14 protein-coding genes are annotated in these 15,599 nt (G+C 64.8%); 6 read left to right on the top strand and 8 right to left on the bottom strand.

What is annotated here, in order from left to right:
* The first annotated feature begins 4 nt into the window (after window positions 1-4).
* From ToN1_RS03230 to ToN1_RS03220, 3 genes are read left to right on the top strand one after another with little or no spacing between them, the layout of a single operon-like run.
* A complete protein-coding gene (locus ToN1_RS03230; protein WP_169204562.1) occupies window positions 5-1,483 on the top strand; it encodes a 3-oxoacyl-[acyl-carrier-protein] synthase III C-terminal domain-containing protein in 1,479 nt (492 codons plus the stop codon).
* Window positions 1,484-1,485: 2 nt separating this feature from the next.
* On the top strand, window positions 1,486-2,688 hold the full coding sequence (locus ToN1_RS03225) for an acetyl-CoA acetyltransferase (RefSeq protein ID WP_169204561.1): 1,203 nt from the start codon (window positions 1,486-1,488) through the stop codon (window positions 2,686-2,688).
* A 32-nt stretch (window positions 2,689-2,720) separates the two neighbouring features.
* Window positions 2,721-3,956 (top strand): acetyl-CoA hydrolase/transferase family protein, encoded by a 1,236-nt coding sequence (locus ToN1_RS03220; protein ID WP_169204560.1) that lies wholly within the window; start codon window positions 2,721-2,723, stop codon window positions 3,954-3,956.
* Between the two features lie 352 nt (window positions 3,957-4,308).
* Here ToN1_RS03220 and ToN1_RS03215 read toward each other — a convergent pair whose 3' ends face one another.
* The 7 genes from ToN1_RS03215 to ToN1_RS03185 all read right to left on the bottom strand — a co-directional run bounded on the left by ToN1_RS03215 (window position 4,309) and on the right by ToN1_RS03185 (window position 10,666).
* Entirely contained in the window at window positions 4,309-4,488 is a 180-nt protein-coding gene (locus ToN1_RS03215) for a hypothetical protein (RefSeq protein WP_169204559.1), read from the bottom strand.
* A gap of 63 nt (window positions 4,489-4,551) precedes the next feature.
* Window positions 4,552-5,028: an H-NS histone family protein gene (locus ToN1_RS03210; protein WP_169204558.1), complete on the bottom strand. Its 477-nt coding sequence runs from the start codon at window positions 5,026-5,028 to the stop codon at window positions 4,552-4,554.
* A 189-nt stretch (window positions 5,029-5,217) separates the two neighbouring features.
* Window positions 5,218-5,424: a hypothetical protein gene (locus tag ToN1_RS03205; RefSeq protein ID WP_169204557.1), complete on the bottom strand. Its 207-nt coding sequence runs from the start codon at window positions 5,422-5,424 to the stop codon at window positions 5,218-5,220.
* A gap of 403 nt (window positions 5,425-5,827) precedes the next feature.
* Window positions 5,828-6,466, bottom strand: a complete 639-nt coding sequence (ribA, locus tag ToN1_RS03200; protein ID WP_169204556.1) for a GTP cyclohydrolase II — start codon at window positions 6,464-6,466, stop codon at window positions 5,828-5,830.
* Between the two features lie 179 nt (window positions 6,467-6,645).
* A complete protein-coding gene (locus ToN1_RS03195) occupies window positions 6,646-8,592 on the bottom strand; it encodes a putative bifunctional diguanylate cyclase/phosphodiesterase (protein WP_169204555.1) in 1,947 nt (648 codons plus the stop codon).
* Window positions 8,593-8,606: 14 nt separating this feature from the next.
* Window positions 8,607-8,999, bottom strand: coding sequence for a VOC family protein (locus ToN1_RS03190; protein ID WP_169204554.1), 393 nt, complete (start codon window positions 8,997-8,999; stop codon window positions 8,607-8,609).
* Window positions 9,000-9,034: 35 nt separating this feature from the next.
* The gene (locus ToN1_RS03185) at window positions 9,035-10,666 is read right to left on the bottom strand and encodes an ATP-dependent acyl-CoA ligase (RefSeq protein ID WP_169204553.1); all 1,632 of its coding nucleotides are present in this window, start codon (window positions 10,664-10,666) and stop codon (window positions 9,035-9,037) included.
* Window positions 10,667-10,854: 188 nt separating this feature from the next.
* Here ToN1_RS03185 and ToN1_RS03180 point away from each other — a divergent pair, with 188 nt between their 5' ends.
* Together ToN1_RS03180 and ToN1_RS03175 are read left to right on the top strand one after the other, a co-directional pair.
* Complete coding sequence (locus ToN1_RS03180) at window positions 10,855-11,544, top strand: TetR/AcrR family transcriptional regulator (RefSeq protein WP_050416206.1); 690 nt, start codon at window positions 10,855-10,857, stop codon at window positions 11,542-11,544.
* A 213-nt stretch (window positions 11,545-11,757) separates the two neighbouring features.
* On the top strand, window positions 11,758-13,314 hold the full coding sequence (locus tag ToN1_RS03175; RefSeq protein WP_244860951.1) for a phytoene desaturase family protein: 1,557 nt from the start codon (window positions 11,758-11,760) through the stop codon (window positions 13,312-13,314).
* Between the two features lie 33 nt (window positions 13,315-13,347).
* On the opposite strand, the gene ToN1_RS03170 is transcribed toward ToN1_RS03175, so the two are convergent.
* Window positions 13,348-14,067 carry a TetR/AcrR family transcriptional regulator gene (locus ToN1_RS03170; RefSeq protein ID WP_169204552.1) on the bottom strand — a complete coding sequence of 240 codons (720 nt, stop codon included), beginning with the start codon at window positions 14,065-14,067 and terminating at the stop codon, window positions 13,348-13,350.
* 194 nt (window positions 14,068-14,261) lie between these two features.
* On the opposite strand from ToN1_RS03170, the gene ToN1_RS03165 reads away from it, so the two are divergent.
* Complete coding sequence (locus ToN1_RS03165; protein ID WP_169204551.1) at window positions 14,262-15,536, top strand: cytochrome P450; 1,275 nt, start codon at window positions 14,262-14,264, stop codon at window positions 15,534-15,536.
* The last annotated feature ends 63 nt before the right edge of the window (window positions 15,537-15,599 follow it).

Raw genomic sequence — 15,599 nt, 5'->3', positions numbered from 1 at the left:
CATAATGAATACGAACAACGGCGCGAATATCGGCGCCGCGACCGATCGCGGCATTCTTGCAGTCGGCGCCTACCTGCCGCGGCTTCGTCTGGACCGCAAGTCGGTCGCGGCGGGCCACCGCTGGATGGCACCGGGCTTGCGCGGCCTCGCCCAGGGCGTGCGCAGCATGGCGAACTGGGACGAAGACGCCATCACGATGGCCGTGGAGGCCGGACGGCGGGCACTCGCCGCCGCCCAGGCACCCGCGCCGGAGATGTTGACGCTCGCGTCGACGACGCTTCCGTTCGCCGATCGGCTCAATGCCGCCGTCGTCGCGTCCGCACTGTCATTGCCGAAGGCGCTCGCGGCCAGCGATTGTGGCGGGAGCCTGCGTGCGGGCAGCAGTGCGCTGATCCGTGCGCTGCAGGGGTCCGGTGGACAGCAACTGCTGATCGCCTCCGAACGGCGCATTCCGCGTCCGGCGAGCACCGCCGAACTGATGGTGGGCGACGGCGCCGCGGCGCTGCTGGTGGGGGAGGGCGAGCCGATCGCGCGTCTGCTCGGCTCGGCCAGCCTGACTGCCGACTTCGTCGACCATTTCCGCGAGTCGGGCCGTGACGGGGATTACGGCTGGGAAGAGCGCTGGGTGCGGGACGAGGGCTTGTCGAAGCTCGTGCCGCCGGTCGTGAAGCAGGCGCTGCAGGCGGCCGGCGTCGACGCAAACCGCATCGACCACTTTGTGATGCCGGAGAAGCTGCGCAAGGTCGGGCCAATGGTCGCGAAAAAGGTCGGCGTGCGGCCGGAGACCATCGTCGATCCGCTTTTCGACCGTTGCGGCGATACCGGGGCCGCGCATCCGCTGTTGATGCTGGCGCGCACCCTTGCCAAAGCCGGGCCAGGACAGACGATCCTCGTCGTGCAGTTTGGCAGCGGCTGCGATGCGCTGGTGCTCGAGACGACGGACAGGGCCACCGGGTCAGATACCGAGCCCGCGTGGCTCGACGAAGGCCAGGTCGAGACGAACTATCTCAAGTACCTGTCCTTCACCGGCCAAATCGAGCTCGAGTGGGGCATGCGCGCCGAGATGGACAACAAGACGGCGCTGTCGGCGGCGTGGCGCGCCGAGGAAACGGTCCACGGCTTCAGCGGCGGGCGCTGCGGCGAGTGCGGTACGGTGCAGTTCCCGGCCAGCCGGATCTGCGTGAATCCGGATTGCGGCGCGGTCGACACGCAGCAGCCTTACCGCCTGGCCGACGAGCCGGCGAAGATCCGCAGCTTCACCTGCGACTGGCTGTCATACAAGCCGTGTCCGCCGTTCATGTTCGGTCACGTCGAGTTCGCCAATGCCGCACGCGTGCTGATGGAGTTCGCCGATTGCGATCCGGCCGATCTCGCGGTCGGCGTACCCCTCGACATGGTGTTCCGGATCAAGGAAGTCGATCCGATGCGCGGATTCCGGCGCTATTTCTGGAAAGCGAAGCCGCAACTCAAGGCGGGAGAATAAGAATGGCAAATGGAATTCGTGATCGCGTTGCGATCGTCGGAATGGGCTGCTCGCGTTTCGGCGAGCGCTGGTCGGACAACGCCGAGGACCTGATGCTGGAGGCCCTCTCCGAGGCGCTGACGGATGCCGGCATCGAAAGGAACAAGATCGAGGCGGCGTGGCTCGGCGTGTGCCTCGAAGAGAACAACGTCGGCAAGACGGCCGGCCCGCTTGCCCAGGGGCTGCGGCTGCCCTACATCGCCGTGACGCGCGTCGAGAACGCGTGCGCGACGGGCACCGAGGCGCTGCGCGGCGCCGTCTATGCGGTGGCCTCCGGCGCCTACGACATCGCGCTCGCACTCGGCGTCGAAAAGCTCAAGGACACCGGCTACGGTGGGCTGCCGGTGCGCACCCGTGGTGTAGTCGCCGACTTGTGGCTGCCGAACGCTTCCGCGCCCGGCGCCTTCGCACAATTGGCTTCGGCCTACCAGGCGAAGTACGGCGTGTCCTACGACGACCTCAAGCAGGCGATGGCGCACGTGTCGGTTAAAAGCCACGACAACGCGGCGCTCAATCCCAAGGCGCACTTGCGCAACAAGATCACGATCGATGACGTGCTCAAGGCGCCCACCGTGGCGGAGCCGCTGGGCTTGTACGATTGCAGCGGCGTAAGCGATGGGGCGGCCTGCGCGATCGTCACCACGCCGGAGATCGCCCGCGAGCTGGGCAAGCGCGACATCGTGACCGTCAAGTCGCTGCAGCTCGCGGTGTCGAACGGCGAGGAGGCGCAGTTCAGTAATTGGGATGGCGCCTCCGTGCGCACCGCCGAAGTCGCGGCGGCGAAAGCTTACCGCGAGGCCGGCATCGCCGATCCGCGCGAAGCGCTCGACCTGATCGAAGTGCACGACTGCTTTTCGATCACCGAGCTGGTGCTGATGGAAAACCTCGGCCTGAGCGACCCGGGCCGCGCGCCCTTCGACATCCTCGAGGGCCGCTACGACCGCAACGGCAAGATCCCCTGCCAGGTGGACGGCGGCTTGAAGTGCTTCGGACACCCGATCGGCGCGTCGGGCCTGCGCATGGTCTACGAGGTGTATCAGCAGATCCTCGGTCGTGCCGGCGAACGCCAGCTCCCCAAGGCCGACATCGGCCTGACGCAGAACCTGGGTGGGCATCCGCACCAGAACGTGTGCGCGATTTCCATCATCGGGCGTCTGGGCGCATGAACGGGAGCGGGGCAGGGCCGACGCGCCTGTCGATGGCCGAGGTCGTCGCCTCGCTCGAACCCGGCATGACCGTCTTCCTCGGCGGGCTGTCGGGCGAATCACTCGTTCTGCGTGACGCTTTGCGTGCTGCGCCGGACAAGGCCGCCGGAGTGCGCTTCGTCGGCGTCTTCTTCAATGGCATCAACGAGAGCGCTTACGCGACGCTGCACCCGCAGGCCCAACAGCGCGCCTACTTCATGCTGCCGGCCTTTCGGCCGGATTCCCTCGACGGGCGGATCGAACTGCTGCCGGTCGACTACCTCGGCGCCTGGCGCGATCTCGAGCGTCTGCCGATCGACCTTGCTGTCGTCCAGACGAGCGAACCCGATGAGAATGGACGCCTGAGCCTCGGCGTCTGCCACGACTTTGCGCCTGCTGCCTGGACGCATGCCCGACGCCGGATCGCCCACATCAATCCGACGATGCCGCGCACTCGCGGGAGCGTTTCGCTGTCGCTCGGAGACTGCGATGCCGTGGTCGAGGCGGAAGGCGATCTGGTGACTTATAGGGAAGAACCGCCCAATGCGCCGCTCAGGCAGCTCGCAGGTCACGTCTCGGGGGGCGTTCGCGATGGCGACACGATACAGCTCGGGATCGGCAGGATGGTCGGAGCGGTCCTCGAAGCGCTCGGCGACCACCGCAAGCTTCGACTCCACGCCGGCATGGGAACTCCGGCGCTAGTTCCGCTTATCAATCGAGGTGTGATTCAGGGGCCCGGCGCCGCGAATGTCGGAGTCGCTCTCGGGGATGCCGCCTTCTATCGGCGCGTCGCGACGGATGAAACCTTCCTGTTTGCACCGGTCAGCGAGACCCACGATGTTCGCCGCATTGCCGCCATCGACAACTTCGTCGCGATCAATGCTGCGCTGGAAGTAGATCTGTTCGGCCAAATCAATTGCGACACGCTCGGGGGACAACTCGTTGCCGGTGTCGGTGGCATGCCGGCCTTCGCGAGCGGGGCTCAATTGTCGCGTGGTGGACGGGCGGTCTTTGCGCTGCTCTCAAGTGCGTCGCGAGGGGCCGTGTCGCGCATCGTGCCGCGGCTCGACGCGTCGGCACTCGTTGGTGCTCCGCGCCATATGGCCGATGTCGTGATTACCGAGCACGGTAGTGCGGACTTGCGCGGCGCATCGCTGACCGAGCGGGCAGAGCGCCTGATTGCCATTGCCGCTCCGGATCATCGCGAAGCACTGGCGGAGGCGTGGGGACTGCTCCGGAAGTCGCTGTGACTTCAGCCATTTGAGGCCTCTAACAGTCCTCCCCGCCTGACACTCTTCGGGCCGGCGGGTTTCGCCGTGCGTGTCGGAACTCCCAGGCGGTGTGGGCTGCACGCCGCGCCACACGCGGCGCCGGGCCTCCCGCACGTCCGGCCGCACCTGGGCCTGCCCCCGATCGGGATGGGCTGTTCATGACCGTAGCGCTTGTAATGCCAGGCGAGCCCGGAACGAAGCTGTTTGAGGTTGGCATCCGTCTGACGAGGATCTTTCCGAGCTCGCGGCCGTAGCGGTCCGTCTCGGCGGTCTCCACCGTGACGGTCTGGCCGAACACGATTCGACCGAGGTGCTGGCGTGAGACCTGGCCTTACGGCTGTGACTCTTCGGGCGCGTCGATTCCCGACAGACGAGTCTTTTGCTGAGCGGCGAAGGTGTCGAGCACGGTCACGGTGTCGCCGTCGGCAATCTCGACTGCCTTGGCGGCATCGGTCCTGGCGAAGCGCCGGGCGGTGAAGCCGCGAGTACAGTGAGCCTTGCGGCGACCCAATGGCGCGTTGCTCAAGACAGGCGGGAAATCGCGACGCTTTTCCCAGGACGAGGGGGCCAGCAATTATTCGACAGCATTGACGGGCGCGGCGGGGGCAGCGTCGGGCACAGCCGCGGGTGTGCTTGCTGCTGCGACCGCCCCTGGCAGACTGGCCTGGCGTTGCTGCTTCTTCGCGAATTTTTCCGCAGCGATGGCGAGCGCATCGAGCGCGCCGCCGTTCGCAAGCCACGCGTCGACCCACTGTGGCTTGCGTCCGCGCCCAGACCAAGCGAGATCGCTTTTCGACGGATGCCGATATTTCGGCGGCAGTGCGGGCTTAGGCGCTCGCGTGACCTTCGCGACGGGCGCCTCGCGCCGCGCGGCGGTCGCCCCATCGCCCAGAACCTCATTGAGCGTGAGTCCATGCTCCCGCGCGAGTTTCTCGAGCTTCCTGAGCGTCGCGGCCTTGACCGCCGACTCCTGCTTGACGATCTCATTGGCGACTCGGGCGCTGAGCTGTTTGAGTTGGGGCAGGGAGTAGCTGGCGAGATTCGAGATCATGGCTACCGTCATCATGATGAAGGATTGAAAATGAGCCGTGAATGATGCCAGCGATTCATGCGGTCCGGTGGAGGAGTCTGCTTCAACCCCGCATCCGGATGTCCGGCGCGATTGCCGGGCCGCGGCGCCCGCCGGTGGGCGTGGGACCCCGCTTTCAGTAGGACCGACCTTTGACGCCCCGTGCGGGCGTCAACCCGTGGCGTTGGCGACGACCGGGGCGGGGCGATCGGACGCGGCGTCCGCGGGTCGCGGGGTCGACGCCACCATGGCGGGCATCGGCATCGAATAGTCACAATCCGGACAGATGCGATAGGTGTAGGCGCCGTTGGTCGCATACTCGCAGCGGTCGCTGCGAATCGGGGTGTGGCAGTACGGGCAGGTCCGAGTCGTAGGCATGGCGGCGCTCCGCGGCTGTAAGTTTATACAGTCATGCGCCAATGGCAAGCCTGACGGAATCGGCGACCCATGGCTATGACTTTGGACGCACTACGTCTCCGGTTCGGCCTCCGACGACCCGCGACGGCCGGTCTGCGGAGCGCGCTCCGGATAGGCCCTGAGTCGTAGAGGAGGGCGGACACCCATCACCGTCCCTCGCAGACGTCATGGCGGCCGGGGACAGCCCGCGGCGAAATTCCTTTCTTGATGTCCGCCAAAGCGGTGCTATACCAACAAAATGTCAGGGGATATTGCTGCCCACATCGCATAGTCGATATGGGCAGGCGACACCTGCACGCCGGACGCGGGCAGGGGCATTTCTTGGCCTTTGGGCAGTAATGTCCAGAGCTCACATGCGCCCCGGTCAAGCCTCCGGCCAGGGGAACAGATGGCCGAGCCGCTCCGCCTTCGTGCGCAGGTAGCCGGCGTTGTGGGGGTTCGGCTCGATGATGTGGGGGACGCGCTCGGCGACCGCAATGTCGTAGCGCTCCAGCGCGTGCACCTTGCGGGGATTGTTCGTCATCAGCTTCAGCGTCGCGATGCCTAGGCTGCGCAGCATCGCCGCCGCGACCGAGTAGTCGCGGCTATCCGCAGGGAAGCCGAGATGTTCGTTGGCCTCGACGGTATCGGCGCCCTGGTCCTGCAGCGCGTACGCGCGGATCTTGTTCAGCAGCCCGATCCCGCGGCCTTCCTGGCGCAGGTACAGCAGCACGCCGCGGCCTTCGGTGGCGATTGCGGCGAGCGCCGCTTCGAGCTGCGGGCCGCAGTCGCAGCGCTGGCTGAACAACGCGTCGCCAGTCAGGCATTCGGAATGGACGCGGGTGAGCACCGGCGCCCCGTCTGCCACCGCGCCGAGCGTCAGGGCAACGTGCTCGCGTCCGCTGGCGACTTCTTCGAAACCGTGGAGTTCGAAGGTCGCCCACGGTGTCGGCAAGTGACACGCGGCGACGAGGAGGATCTCGCTACCGGACGTTTTGTCCGTTTCGTTGAGCTTGTTCTGCATGCTAATTCTCTGTTGGCTCCGCGCTGCCCGGCCGGACGTCGCGTTACCGCCGGACGTGCGGACGGTATCGGGAAAAGCACCCAGGATCGGCGATTGACGGTCGGTGCAATCGAAGTGGTTGAGATCAATGTGAGTCTTGGCCGGGTATCGCGCAATGGGTGAAAACGCCCCGCGCGGGCTCAGTGCGCGAGTGAAGCCGGGCTCGACCAGGGCGAAGCTGCCCGCCACGCCCCGAACTGGTCGGCCGCCATGGGATGGCTCACAAAATGGCCCTGCGCGATATCACATCCCAGTTCCGTCACGCGTCGCAATGCATCCTGGCTTTCCACGCCCTCTGCCACAACTTCGAAGCCCAGCTTGTGGGCCATCTGGGCGGCCGAGCTGACGATGGTCGCGCAATCCTCGTTCTGTACCAGCGGGATGACAAACGACTGATCGATCTTGGTGGCATCGACCGGCAGGCGGTGCAGATAACCCAGGCTCGAATAGCCGGCACCGAAGTCGTCGATGGCAAGTTGAAAACCCAGCCGCTTCAGGGAATGAAGGGTCTCGACCGCGGCCGAGGCGTCCACCATCAGCGCGCTCTCCGTCAGCTCCAGCTGAATCCAGCCTGGCTTGGCTCCCCAGGTCTCGACCAAGCCCTTGAGCTTGTCGAGCAGCGTCGGGTCGCGCAGATCGTGCGCCGAGAGATTCACCGACAGCGGCAGTTCGATTCCTGCCATGTGCCACGCGTAGCGCTCGCGGAACGTCGCTTCGAGGACCCAGTGAGTGACGGGGGTGATCATTCCCGCCTGTTCCGCGAGCGTGATGAACTCGAACGTCGGGACCTGGCCGAGCAGTGGATGCTTCCACCGAACAAGTGCCTCGGCGCCACAGATCGCTGCCGAAGCCAGGTGCAGCTTGGGCTGAAGCTGGAGTGCGAGTTGGTGCCTCTCGATCGCGTGGCGCAGCTCCCCCATCAACGCCAGCCTGCGCGAGGCTTCCTGATCGAGCGCCGGTGCAAAGACCGCGTAGTCCCGACCGGCCTGCATCGCATCGCGCATCGCCACGCGAGCGCGTCGTAGTAATACCTCCGCGTCCGCCCCATGGCCGGGAAACAGGGCCAGACCGGTGTGAGTGTGTACATCGAACGCTAACCCCTCGACGTCAATCGAGGTGTGCAACAACTTTGAAAGCTGCTGTGCCGTCGCGGAGGAGCGAGCCGAATCGGCATTCGGTAACAGCAGCGCGAATTCGCCTTCGCCTACGCGGGCGACTGTTTCGGCAAGCTCGGCCTCGATCAGTCGGCGAGCGAATGTCTGGATGAGCCGATCGCCTTGAGCGTAGCCCAGGGTGTCATTGACTTCCTGCAGATGGTCGAGGCTCACGATCATGAGCGCGAGCGGCTGGTTCTGCGCGACCGCGGTGGCAAGAACGGACTCGAACCGCTCGCATAAGCTCGCCCGATTGGGCAGACCGGTCAGCGCATCGCAGTAGGCCATGCGGTGAATGGTGGCTTCAGCCTCCTGGCGGCGAAGCCGCGAGCGAAGGTTGCTGATGCCGTAAGCGAGATCGTCGGCCAACTCCGCGAGCAGTTTCACCTCCGCCTCGTCGAAGGCGTCCGGGTCCGAGGCCGCAATCCCCAGCGTGCCGATCACCTCACCGTCGACGTGCAGCGGAAAGGCGCTGGCGGATTCGTAGCGAAAGCGAAGCGCCTCCGCGCGCCACGGCGCGTGATCGGGGTCGGTCAGCAGGTGGCGCACGATGCACGGTTTGCCCGTGCGGATTGAAGTACCGGTCACGCTGTGACCGAACTCGTTGTCGGCCCAGCTCGCATACAGGTTTCGAAGCGTCTCCTCCTCCTGCTCATAGTGGTCGTCGAAACCGAACGCCGCGAGGGAGACGGACTTTCGCTCATCGTGCTGGACGTAGCCGACGTAGCTCATGCGGTAGCCGCCTTGCTCAACGATGACGCGGCACATCGCATTCACCAGTTCGCCTTCATCGCCGGCCCGCAACAGCGTCCTGTTGCCCGCGCTGAGCGTCTTAAGAGCGCGGTTGACGCGAAGTAGTTCCTTCTCGTTGTCGGCTATCGTCGCCGAAGCGTTGGGTCGTGTGATTTGAGCATTGGCTGGCGTACTCATCATTCAGTATAGACAGCCTATCCCTCTTCTTCAGATTTGCGGCAGGAGGCCACGAGTTTGTTTCCGTCGAGGTCGCGTATGTATGCGGCGTAGGCATGCGGCGCGAAAGGTCGGGGGCCGGGGGCGCCTTCGCAGGTACCCCCGAGTTCAAGCGCGCGCCGATGGAACTCGCGCACGGCAGCACGGTTCGGGGCTGCGAGGCCGATGGTCATGCCGTTACCCGTAGTGGCAGGTTCTCCGTTACGCGGGTAGAGGATCATGAACTGCGGTGCCTCGATACCCCAGCCGCAGGCCTTGCCTTCGACCTCAAGCAGGCACTTGAACTGCAGCGGGTCGAGAACCTGGTCGTAGAAGGTCTTCGCGCGCGCGATGTCGCGCGTCCCGAGCGTGACGTGGGTAAAGATGCTCATGGTGTCTTCCTCTCCGTTTTTCTGCCTTATGGGGATCAGCGTTTGCTGACCGTGATGTCGGTCTCTTCCAGATCCCAGGTCGTTGGCGTCTTGCCCTCTTCGCGGAGCTGGTACTTCAGCACCCGGCCCTGCGGGTTCTTGGGCATCGAGCTGCGGAATTCGATATAGCGGGGGAGGGCGTAATAGGGAACGGAGTCGATTGCCCACTTGAACAATTCTTCGGGCATGAGGGCGCTGCCGGGCTTGAGAATCGCGGTGACCTTGACGTCATCCTCGCCCTTGTCGGAAGGCACGGCGTGGACCGCAACTTCTTCGATGGCTGGATGCGCTGCGAAGGCGGCTTCCATCTCGAAGCTCGAGATGTTTTCGCCGCGCCGGCGCAGGTAGTCCTTCTTGCGGTCCACGAAATAGAAGAAACCTTCTTCGTCGAATTTTCCGATGTCGCCGGTGTGGAACCACATGTTGCGCAACAGCTTCATGGTGTCGGCGGGGCGTCCCCAGTAGCCCATGAACATGATGTCGGGGCGCAGGGGGCGAACGACGATCTCGCCTGGCGTGTTGGCCGGAAGCTCACGATCGAGGTCGTCGACGATGCGCACGTCGAAGTCGGGGATGCGCTTCCCGGAGGAGCCCGGCGCTGCGTACTCGCCGCCGGGTAGCGAGGTAATGACGCTCGCTTCGGTGAGGCCGTAGCCATTGCCGCCCACCTGCTTGGCGCCGAAGCGTTCGCGCCAGATCCTCTTCGATTCCTCGGTGAAGGGATTGCCGCGCACGGTGTGGATCTGTCCGACGCAACGTTTCATCGACTCGTTGTCCGGCGCCTGAGCGAGCAGTCCGCCCATGCTGCCGAGGATCGACGCGATGGTGGCGCCGCTGCGCTCGACTTCGGGCCAGAAATTGGATACCGAGAAGCGCTGCACGATCGCGACCCGGGCGCCGACCATGATGTTCGAGAGGATGCCGACACACAGCGCGTTCATGTGGAAGAGCGGCAGCGGGGTGATGGTGATGTCATTCTCGGTTGCCGGTCCCGCGCGCAGCTGGAGGCGGGCGAGATTGCACATGTAGTTGTAGCTCAGCATGCAGCCCTTGGACGGCCCGGTGGTGCCCGACGTATAGACGATGCAGGCGAGGTCCCAGGGATTCGGCTTCGTCTCGATCGCGTCGTCGCGCCGGCCCCGGTGTTCGTCCAGCGGCGCGATGCGGGCGCGGCACTCCGGGACCTTGGTGAGGTGGGCGCGGTGAAGGATCAGCTGCATTTCCGGCAATCCGTCCGCCACCTGCGCGATGCGTTCGACGTAATCCGCCTCGCAGATCACGATTGCAGCCTGCGAGTCCGCGATCTGATGGCGGAGGAACTCGCCCCGCAGCGCAGTGTTGACAGGAACACTCACGGCACACAGTTTGTTGATGGCGAGCCAGGCCACGACTGCATCGATGTTGTTGTCGAGCATGCTCAGGACCGTCTGCCCGGCCTGGACGCCCAATGCTGCGAGCGAGTGGGCGAGGCGCGTCGAAAGCTGGTCGACCTGGCCGTAAGTGTAAAACTCGCCGCCGAAGTCGAGCAGCACCCGCTCGGGGTGCTTTGCAACTGCCCGGTCGAGTGCCGCGATGACCGTATCCTGTGGGCCGACCGACCAGCTTTCCTGATTGCCCATGCCTGCCATGTAATGTCTCCTGTCCCGATTCGCCGTGTTGGGGTGATGTGCAGCTTTCCTTGTGATGGTAAAACATAAACACAAACAGAAAAACTGTCAAATATAAGGAGGCGGAGTGATCATTTTGATGGGGGCTCGGATGTTCATGCGGTTGGGGCACGCTACAATCACCGTCGGTGAATTCTCGGGGAGCGGAGATGGCGGAAGCAGTCGAGGCGGGAAAGGCAAAGGTGAAGAAGCCTCGCGCGACCGCCTCTGCGAAGGAGGGCGCCGAGCCCGCGCCGGTCAAGGCCGTGAAGGCAGTTCGCCGGAACAGGCGGTCCGAAAGCACGATCCTGGGCATTTTCGACGCTACCGAAGCGGTGGTTCTCGAGTCCGGAGCAGACCGGGTAAATATCCTCGACGTTTGTGAGACCGCAGGCATCTCGCGTGGGACGTTCTACAGGTATTTTTCGTCGCAGGACGATCTCCTGGACGCGTTTTCACGTCATCGGCGCGATCGTTTCCATGCCGCGCTGATCGAGGCGACTGCTCCGTATACCGATCCGGACGAACGTTTCGACGCCGTATTGCGATTCGTCGATGATTACCTCGAGCGCGGCAATGCACGACGGCTGCTCGTGGTCGCGCCGGAGTACGCAATGCGCTGGCTGCAGCGCATCTTCCCCGACTCGGTGATCCGGTTCCAGGACGTGCTTGGGCCGGTCTTCGATGCGTGGGAGTCGCGTGCGGGAATCAAAATCGACCGCGAGCTCACCTGCGAACTGCTGGTCCGATACATCCTCAGTGAGATTCTCGTCCCCGCCGGCCCTGAGCGCCGAAGCCTGCCGCGCCGCCTCGAGCGGATGTTCGCCATGCTGATGCAGGGCCGCGTTTCCCGCCGCTGAACACGCCGCGTCCGCCCGCCGCTGCGGACGAGCGAGGGTGCGGCATCCGTCCGTCTTCCACTGCGCTTTGACTCCGCGTCAAACCGCTCCGCCGTGTCCGGCCGGGGCGCTGTGCTTCAATCGGTTGGTTCGTCGAATCGGACGCATTTCACCAACAAGCGCATCCGGCACACCCCGGAGGGAGACAGAATGAGTGGCGCAAACAGTTATGACGTGGCGATCGTCGGTGGCGGGCACAATGGCTTGGCGGCCGCCTGTTATCTGGCCGAGGCAGGCAAACGTGTCGTCGTCATCGAGGCCCGCGAGAAGATCGGCGGCATGGCCTCCAGTGGTTACCTGATTCCGGAGGCGCCCCGGCATCTGATCAACCCCTGCGCGCTTGATCTTATGTCGCTCCGGGTTCATCCCATGATGCCGCAGGAGCTGCAGCTCGAGCGTCATGGGTTTCGTCAGGTCGAAATGTCTCCCGGATATGTGTACGTCCATCCGGATGGCAATTCGCTGGTGTTCTGGCGCGAGCCGGAAAAGACTGCGGCCGAGATCCGGCGCTTCTCGTCCCGAGACGCGGAGGAGTTCCTGGCACTGATGAAGCTCGTGGATGCCTTCATCGACATGGCCATTCCGATGATGCGTGTCGACCCCGCGCAGCGCAACCTGGGCGCGAAATGGCAGGCCCTGAAGGCGGTCCTCAGGAACCGCCATCTGAAACCGGAAATCATGGCGCTCATCGGCAGTCCGGCGTACACGTCGATCATGGAGCGCTTCGAGCATCCGGTCGTACAGTCGGCGCTGTGCTGCCTGCTTGGCGCGGCCGGACCCATCGCGAACGACGCGACGGGGATCTACTTCGCGCTGTTGGGCTTCATCCATCGCTTCGGGCTGGGTCGCGCCGTGGGGGGGACCCAGGCGTTGTCGGATGCGCTGGCAGCCCGGTTGCGCGAGCTGGGTGGGGAGATCCTGGTTTCTGCGCCGGTGGCGGAGATCATTGCCGGCGATGGTCGGGCGAAGGGGGTGCGACTCAAGGACGGACGTGTACTGTCGGCGAAAGCCGTGGTGGCGTCGATCCACCCGAAGATGGCGCTGGAAATGGTTACGCCCGGGGCGCTCGATCGGCGCACGCTAACTCGCGTAGCACTTGCGCCGGCCAACGGCCACGGGGCATCGCCACTGAAGGTCGATGTCGCGCTCAGTAGCCAGGTGAATTACCGCCGCATTGAAGCCCTGCGGGCCGACGGGCTGAGTCTGCGCAAGAGCGTGCTCCTGATCGGCACCTCCGATGCCGTGCTCGACAACTTCCGCTGCGCCGCGAGCGGCGAGGTGTCGAAGCTGCCCTACATGTGGATCACGGTGCCGACCGCTGTCGATCCTGGGCAGGCGCCAGAGGGGCAGGACGTGGCCTACCTCTATCCCGTTGCGACGCCGGTCGAGCCGCGCGAAGGATGGGATGCCATCAGGGACCGGGTAGGGCAGACGGTCATCGACCAGGCCGCCGAATACATGCTGGGTCTCAAGGAATTCGAGATCGGTCGTCGGGTCGAGGCCGCGCCGGACCTGGAGAAACGGCTCAATGTGCATCGCGGCTGCGTGGTGCATGTGGATACGAGCACCACGCGTTCCGCGATGATGAGGCCGGCGGCGGGATTGGGTGGGGACAGCCTGCCGGTTGCAGGACTCTTCCTCGGAGGCGCGGGCATCCACCCGGGTGGTGGGGTCAACGGCTTGCCGGGACGGATCGCCGCCAGTCGGGTGAAGCGTTTCCTCGCACGCTGATGTGGCGCGCGTCGCGCAAGGTGGCCGTAGCTGTCAGGCCGCTTCGGGCGGCGTCTTCGGCGGGGCGTCGGGCCGCATGAGCGGATGTTGGTCGCTGCGCTCGCGCTCGACGGCAGCCAGCACGAAGGCGACCGCGAAGCGTCGCCATGTGTCCGCGTCGTCGGCGTTCGCCACGTCCAGGCCGCACAGGGTGACGACGGTGTAGCGGCTGACGAAGGCGCTGGTGGTCACCTGCGCGGCTGCGGCGAGGAACAGGTCCGGGTCGACGTTCGCACGAAAATCGCCACTTTGGGCCCCGCGCGCGAGCACGCTGCGCATCTTGCGCTTGAGCTCGGGAGCTAGGTCGACAAAGCTGTTGCGCGGCGTGGCATGGCTCTCGTGGTAGCGGATCCCTTCCTGTGCGAGCGCGCTCAGCATGGGGTCGCAATAGGGCCGGATCATGTGGTTGAGGAGTGCCCGCAGCGCGTCACGCGGCGCCAGGTGATCCAGTTCTACCGCGACGAGTTCGCCCATGGTCGTCGCGGACGAGTCTTCCAGCACGCAGGCGAAGAGTTCCTCCTTGCTCCGGAAGTAGTGATAAACGAGCTGTTTTGTGACGCCGGCGGCATGGGCGATATCGTCGATGCGGGCGTCCGCCAGTCCCTTGGCGGCGAATTCCCGTCGCGCCGCAGCGCTGATGCGGCGCAAGGTCTCCCTCTTATCGGGTGCCGCGCGTTCGGTCGACTTGCTCGGGTTTCGGGAAGAGCTGGGCATGTTGGAAGATTTCGTTTCCGCTTGTTGTCCGCGAAGCTTAGCGCAGTTGACTCGAGGTCAAACGACAGTCGCTGCCGAATCGGCCACCGCTTCGATTTGATGGTTAGGATGTGGACGCTTTTGCAAAAAATGCGCATGTGTCTGGCGGTTGTTTCTCGATAACCGCAGCAACGGGCGCCACACAGGAGACAACCGTGAGCACCGATATCCTCAACCTCGACCTCGAAACCGCATACACGGCCGTATCGGAAACCTACAAGGGCAAAGGCGACATTCACGCCGCGTGCCGGGAGATGCGCGGCAAGTCCCCGATCTACGTCGGGGACTTCATCAAGCAGTTCGGCGTGCCGACGAACGCCGGCCTCAAACAGGGCACTCGGCCCACGTTCGCGCTGTTCGGCTACAAGGACGTGATGAACGTGCTGCGTGATGCCGACACTTACACCAACGGATTCATTGCCGAGGGACTGGGGGCATTCTTCGATGGCCTGATCATTCTCGCGATGGACGGCGAGCAACACCGGCGCGTGCGGGCCTTGCTGCAACCGGCCTTCATGCCGGATACGGTCAACAAGTGGCGGGGCCAGATCGACCACGTGATCCGCAAGGACTTCCTCGAGCCGATGGTGTCGCAGAGGAAGGCGGATCTGATGGACTTCGGCTTGTACTTCCCGATCCGTGAAATGTACGCGCTGATGGGTTTCCCGACGGACGACACCGAGAAGTACAAGAAGTACGCGGCATGGACCCTGGCGATGGTCGGAGGCAACCAGGTCGACCCCGAGAAGATCGATGAGGCGCGCCGCAATGCCGGGGTTGCGGTCAAACTGCTCTATGACGCCATTCAGGAGGTGGTGGTCAAGCGCCGCGCCGAGGGCTCCCACGGCGACGACATCATTGGGCGCCTGCTGCGTGCCGAATATGAGGGCGAGAGGCTCGACGACCACCAGGTCATCACCTTTGTGCGCTCGCTGTTGCCGGCGGCGGGCGAGACGACCACGCGCACGTTCAGTTCCGTCATGACCCTGTTGCTGACGACGCCGGGGCTGGTCGATCGCGTCAGGGCCGACCGCTCGCTGGTGCCCAAGCTGATCGACGAAGCCGTCCGCTATGAGCCGGTGGCGACCTTCAAGGTGCGCGAGACGGCCAAGGAGGTGGAACTGCACGGCGTGACGATCCCCAAGGGGTCGTTCGTGCAGTGCATGGTGGTATCGGCGAACCGGGACGAGGAGGTGTTCGAGAACCCGGACCAGTTCGACATCGACCGCAAGCTCAAGCCCTCCTTCGGTTTCGGGTTCGGCCCGCACATGTGCATCGGACAGTTCGTTGCCAAGGTGGAGCTCAATTGCGCGATCAACGCGATCCTCGATCTCTTTCCGAACCTGCGGCTGGACCCGGACAAGCCCGCACCGGTCATCGAAGGTGCCCAGCTGCGCGGCGCGTCCCACGTGCATGTGATCTGGGACTGAACCCGGGCACCGTTCCCGCCCGTCGCGCGCACGGGCGGCTTCCCGACCTCTTCCGGAATTCAA

The sequence above is a fragment of the Aromatoleum petrolei genome (assembly GCF_017894385.1).
In the GTDB taxonomy this organism is placed as follows: domain Bacteria; phylum Pseudomonadota; class Gammaproteobacteria; order Burkholderiales; family Rhodocyclaceae; genus Aromatoleum; species Aromatoleum petrolei.
The sequence above is the reverse complement of the archived record's forward strand: the minus strand, read 5'-3'. Positions and strand labels throughout refer to the sequence as shown.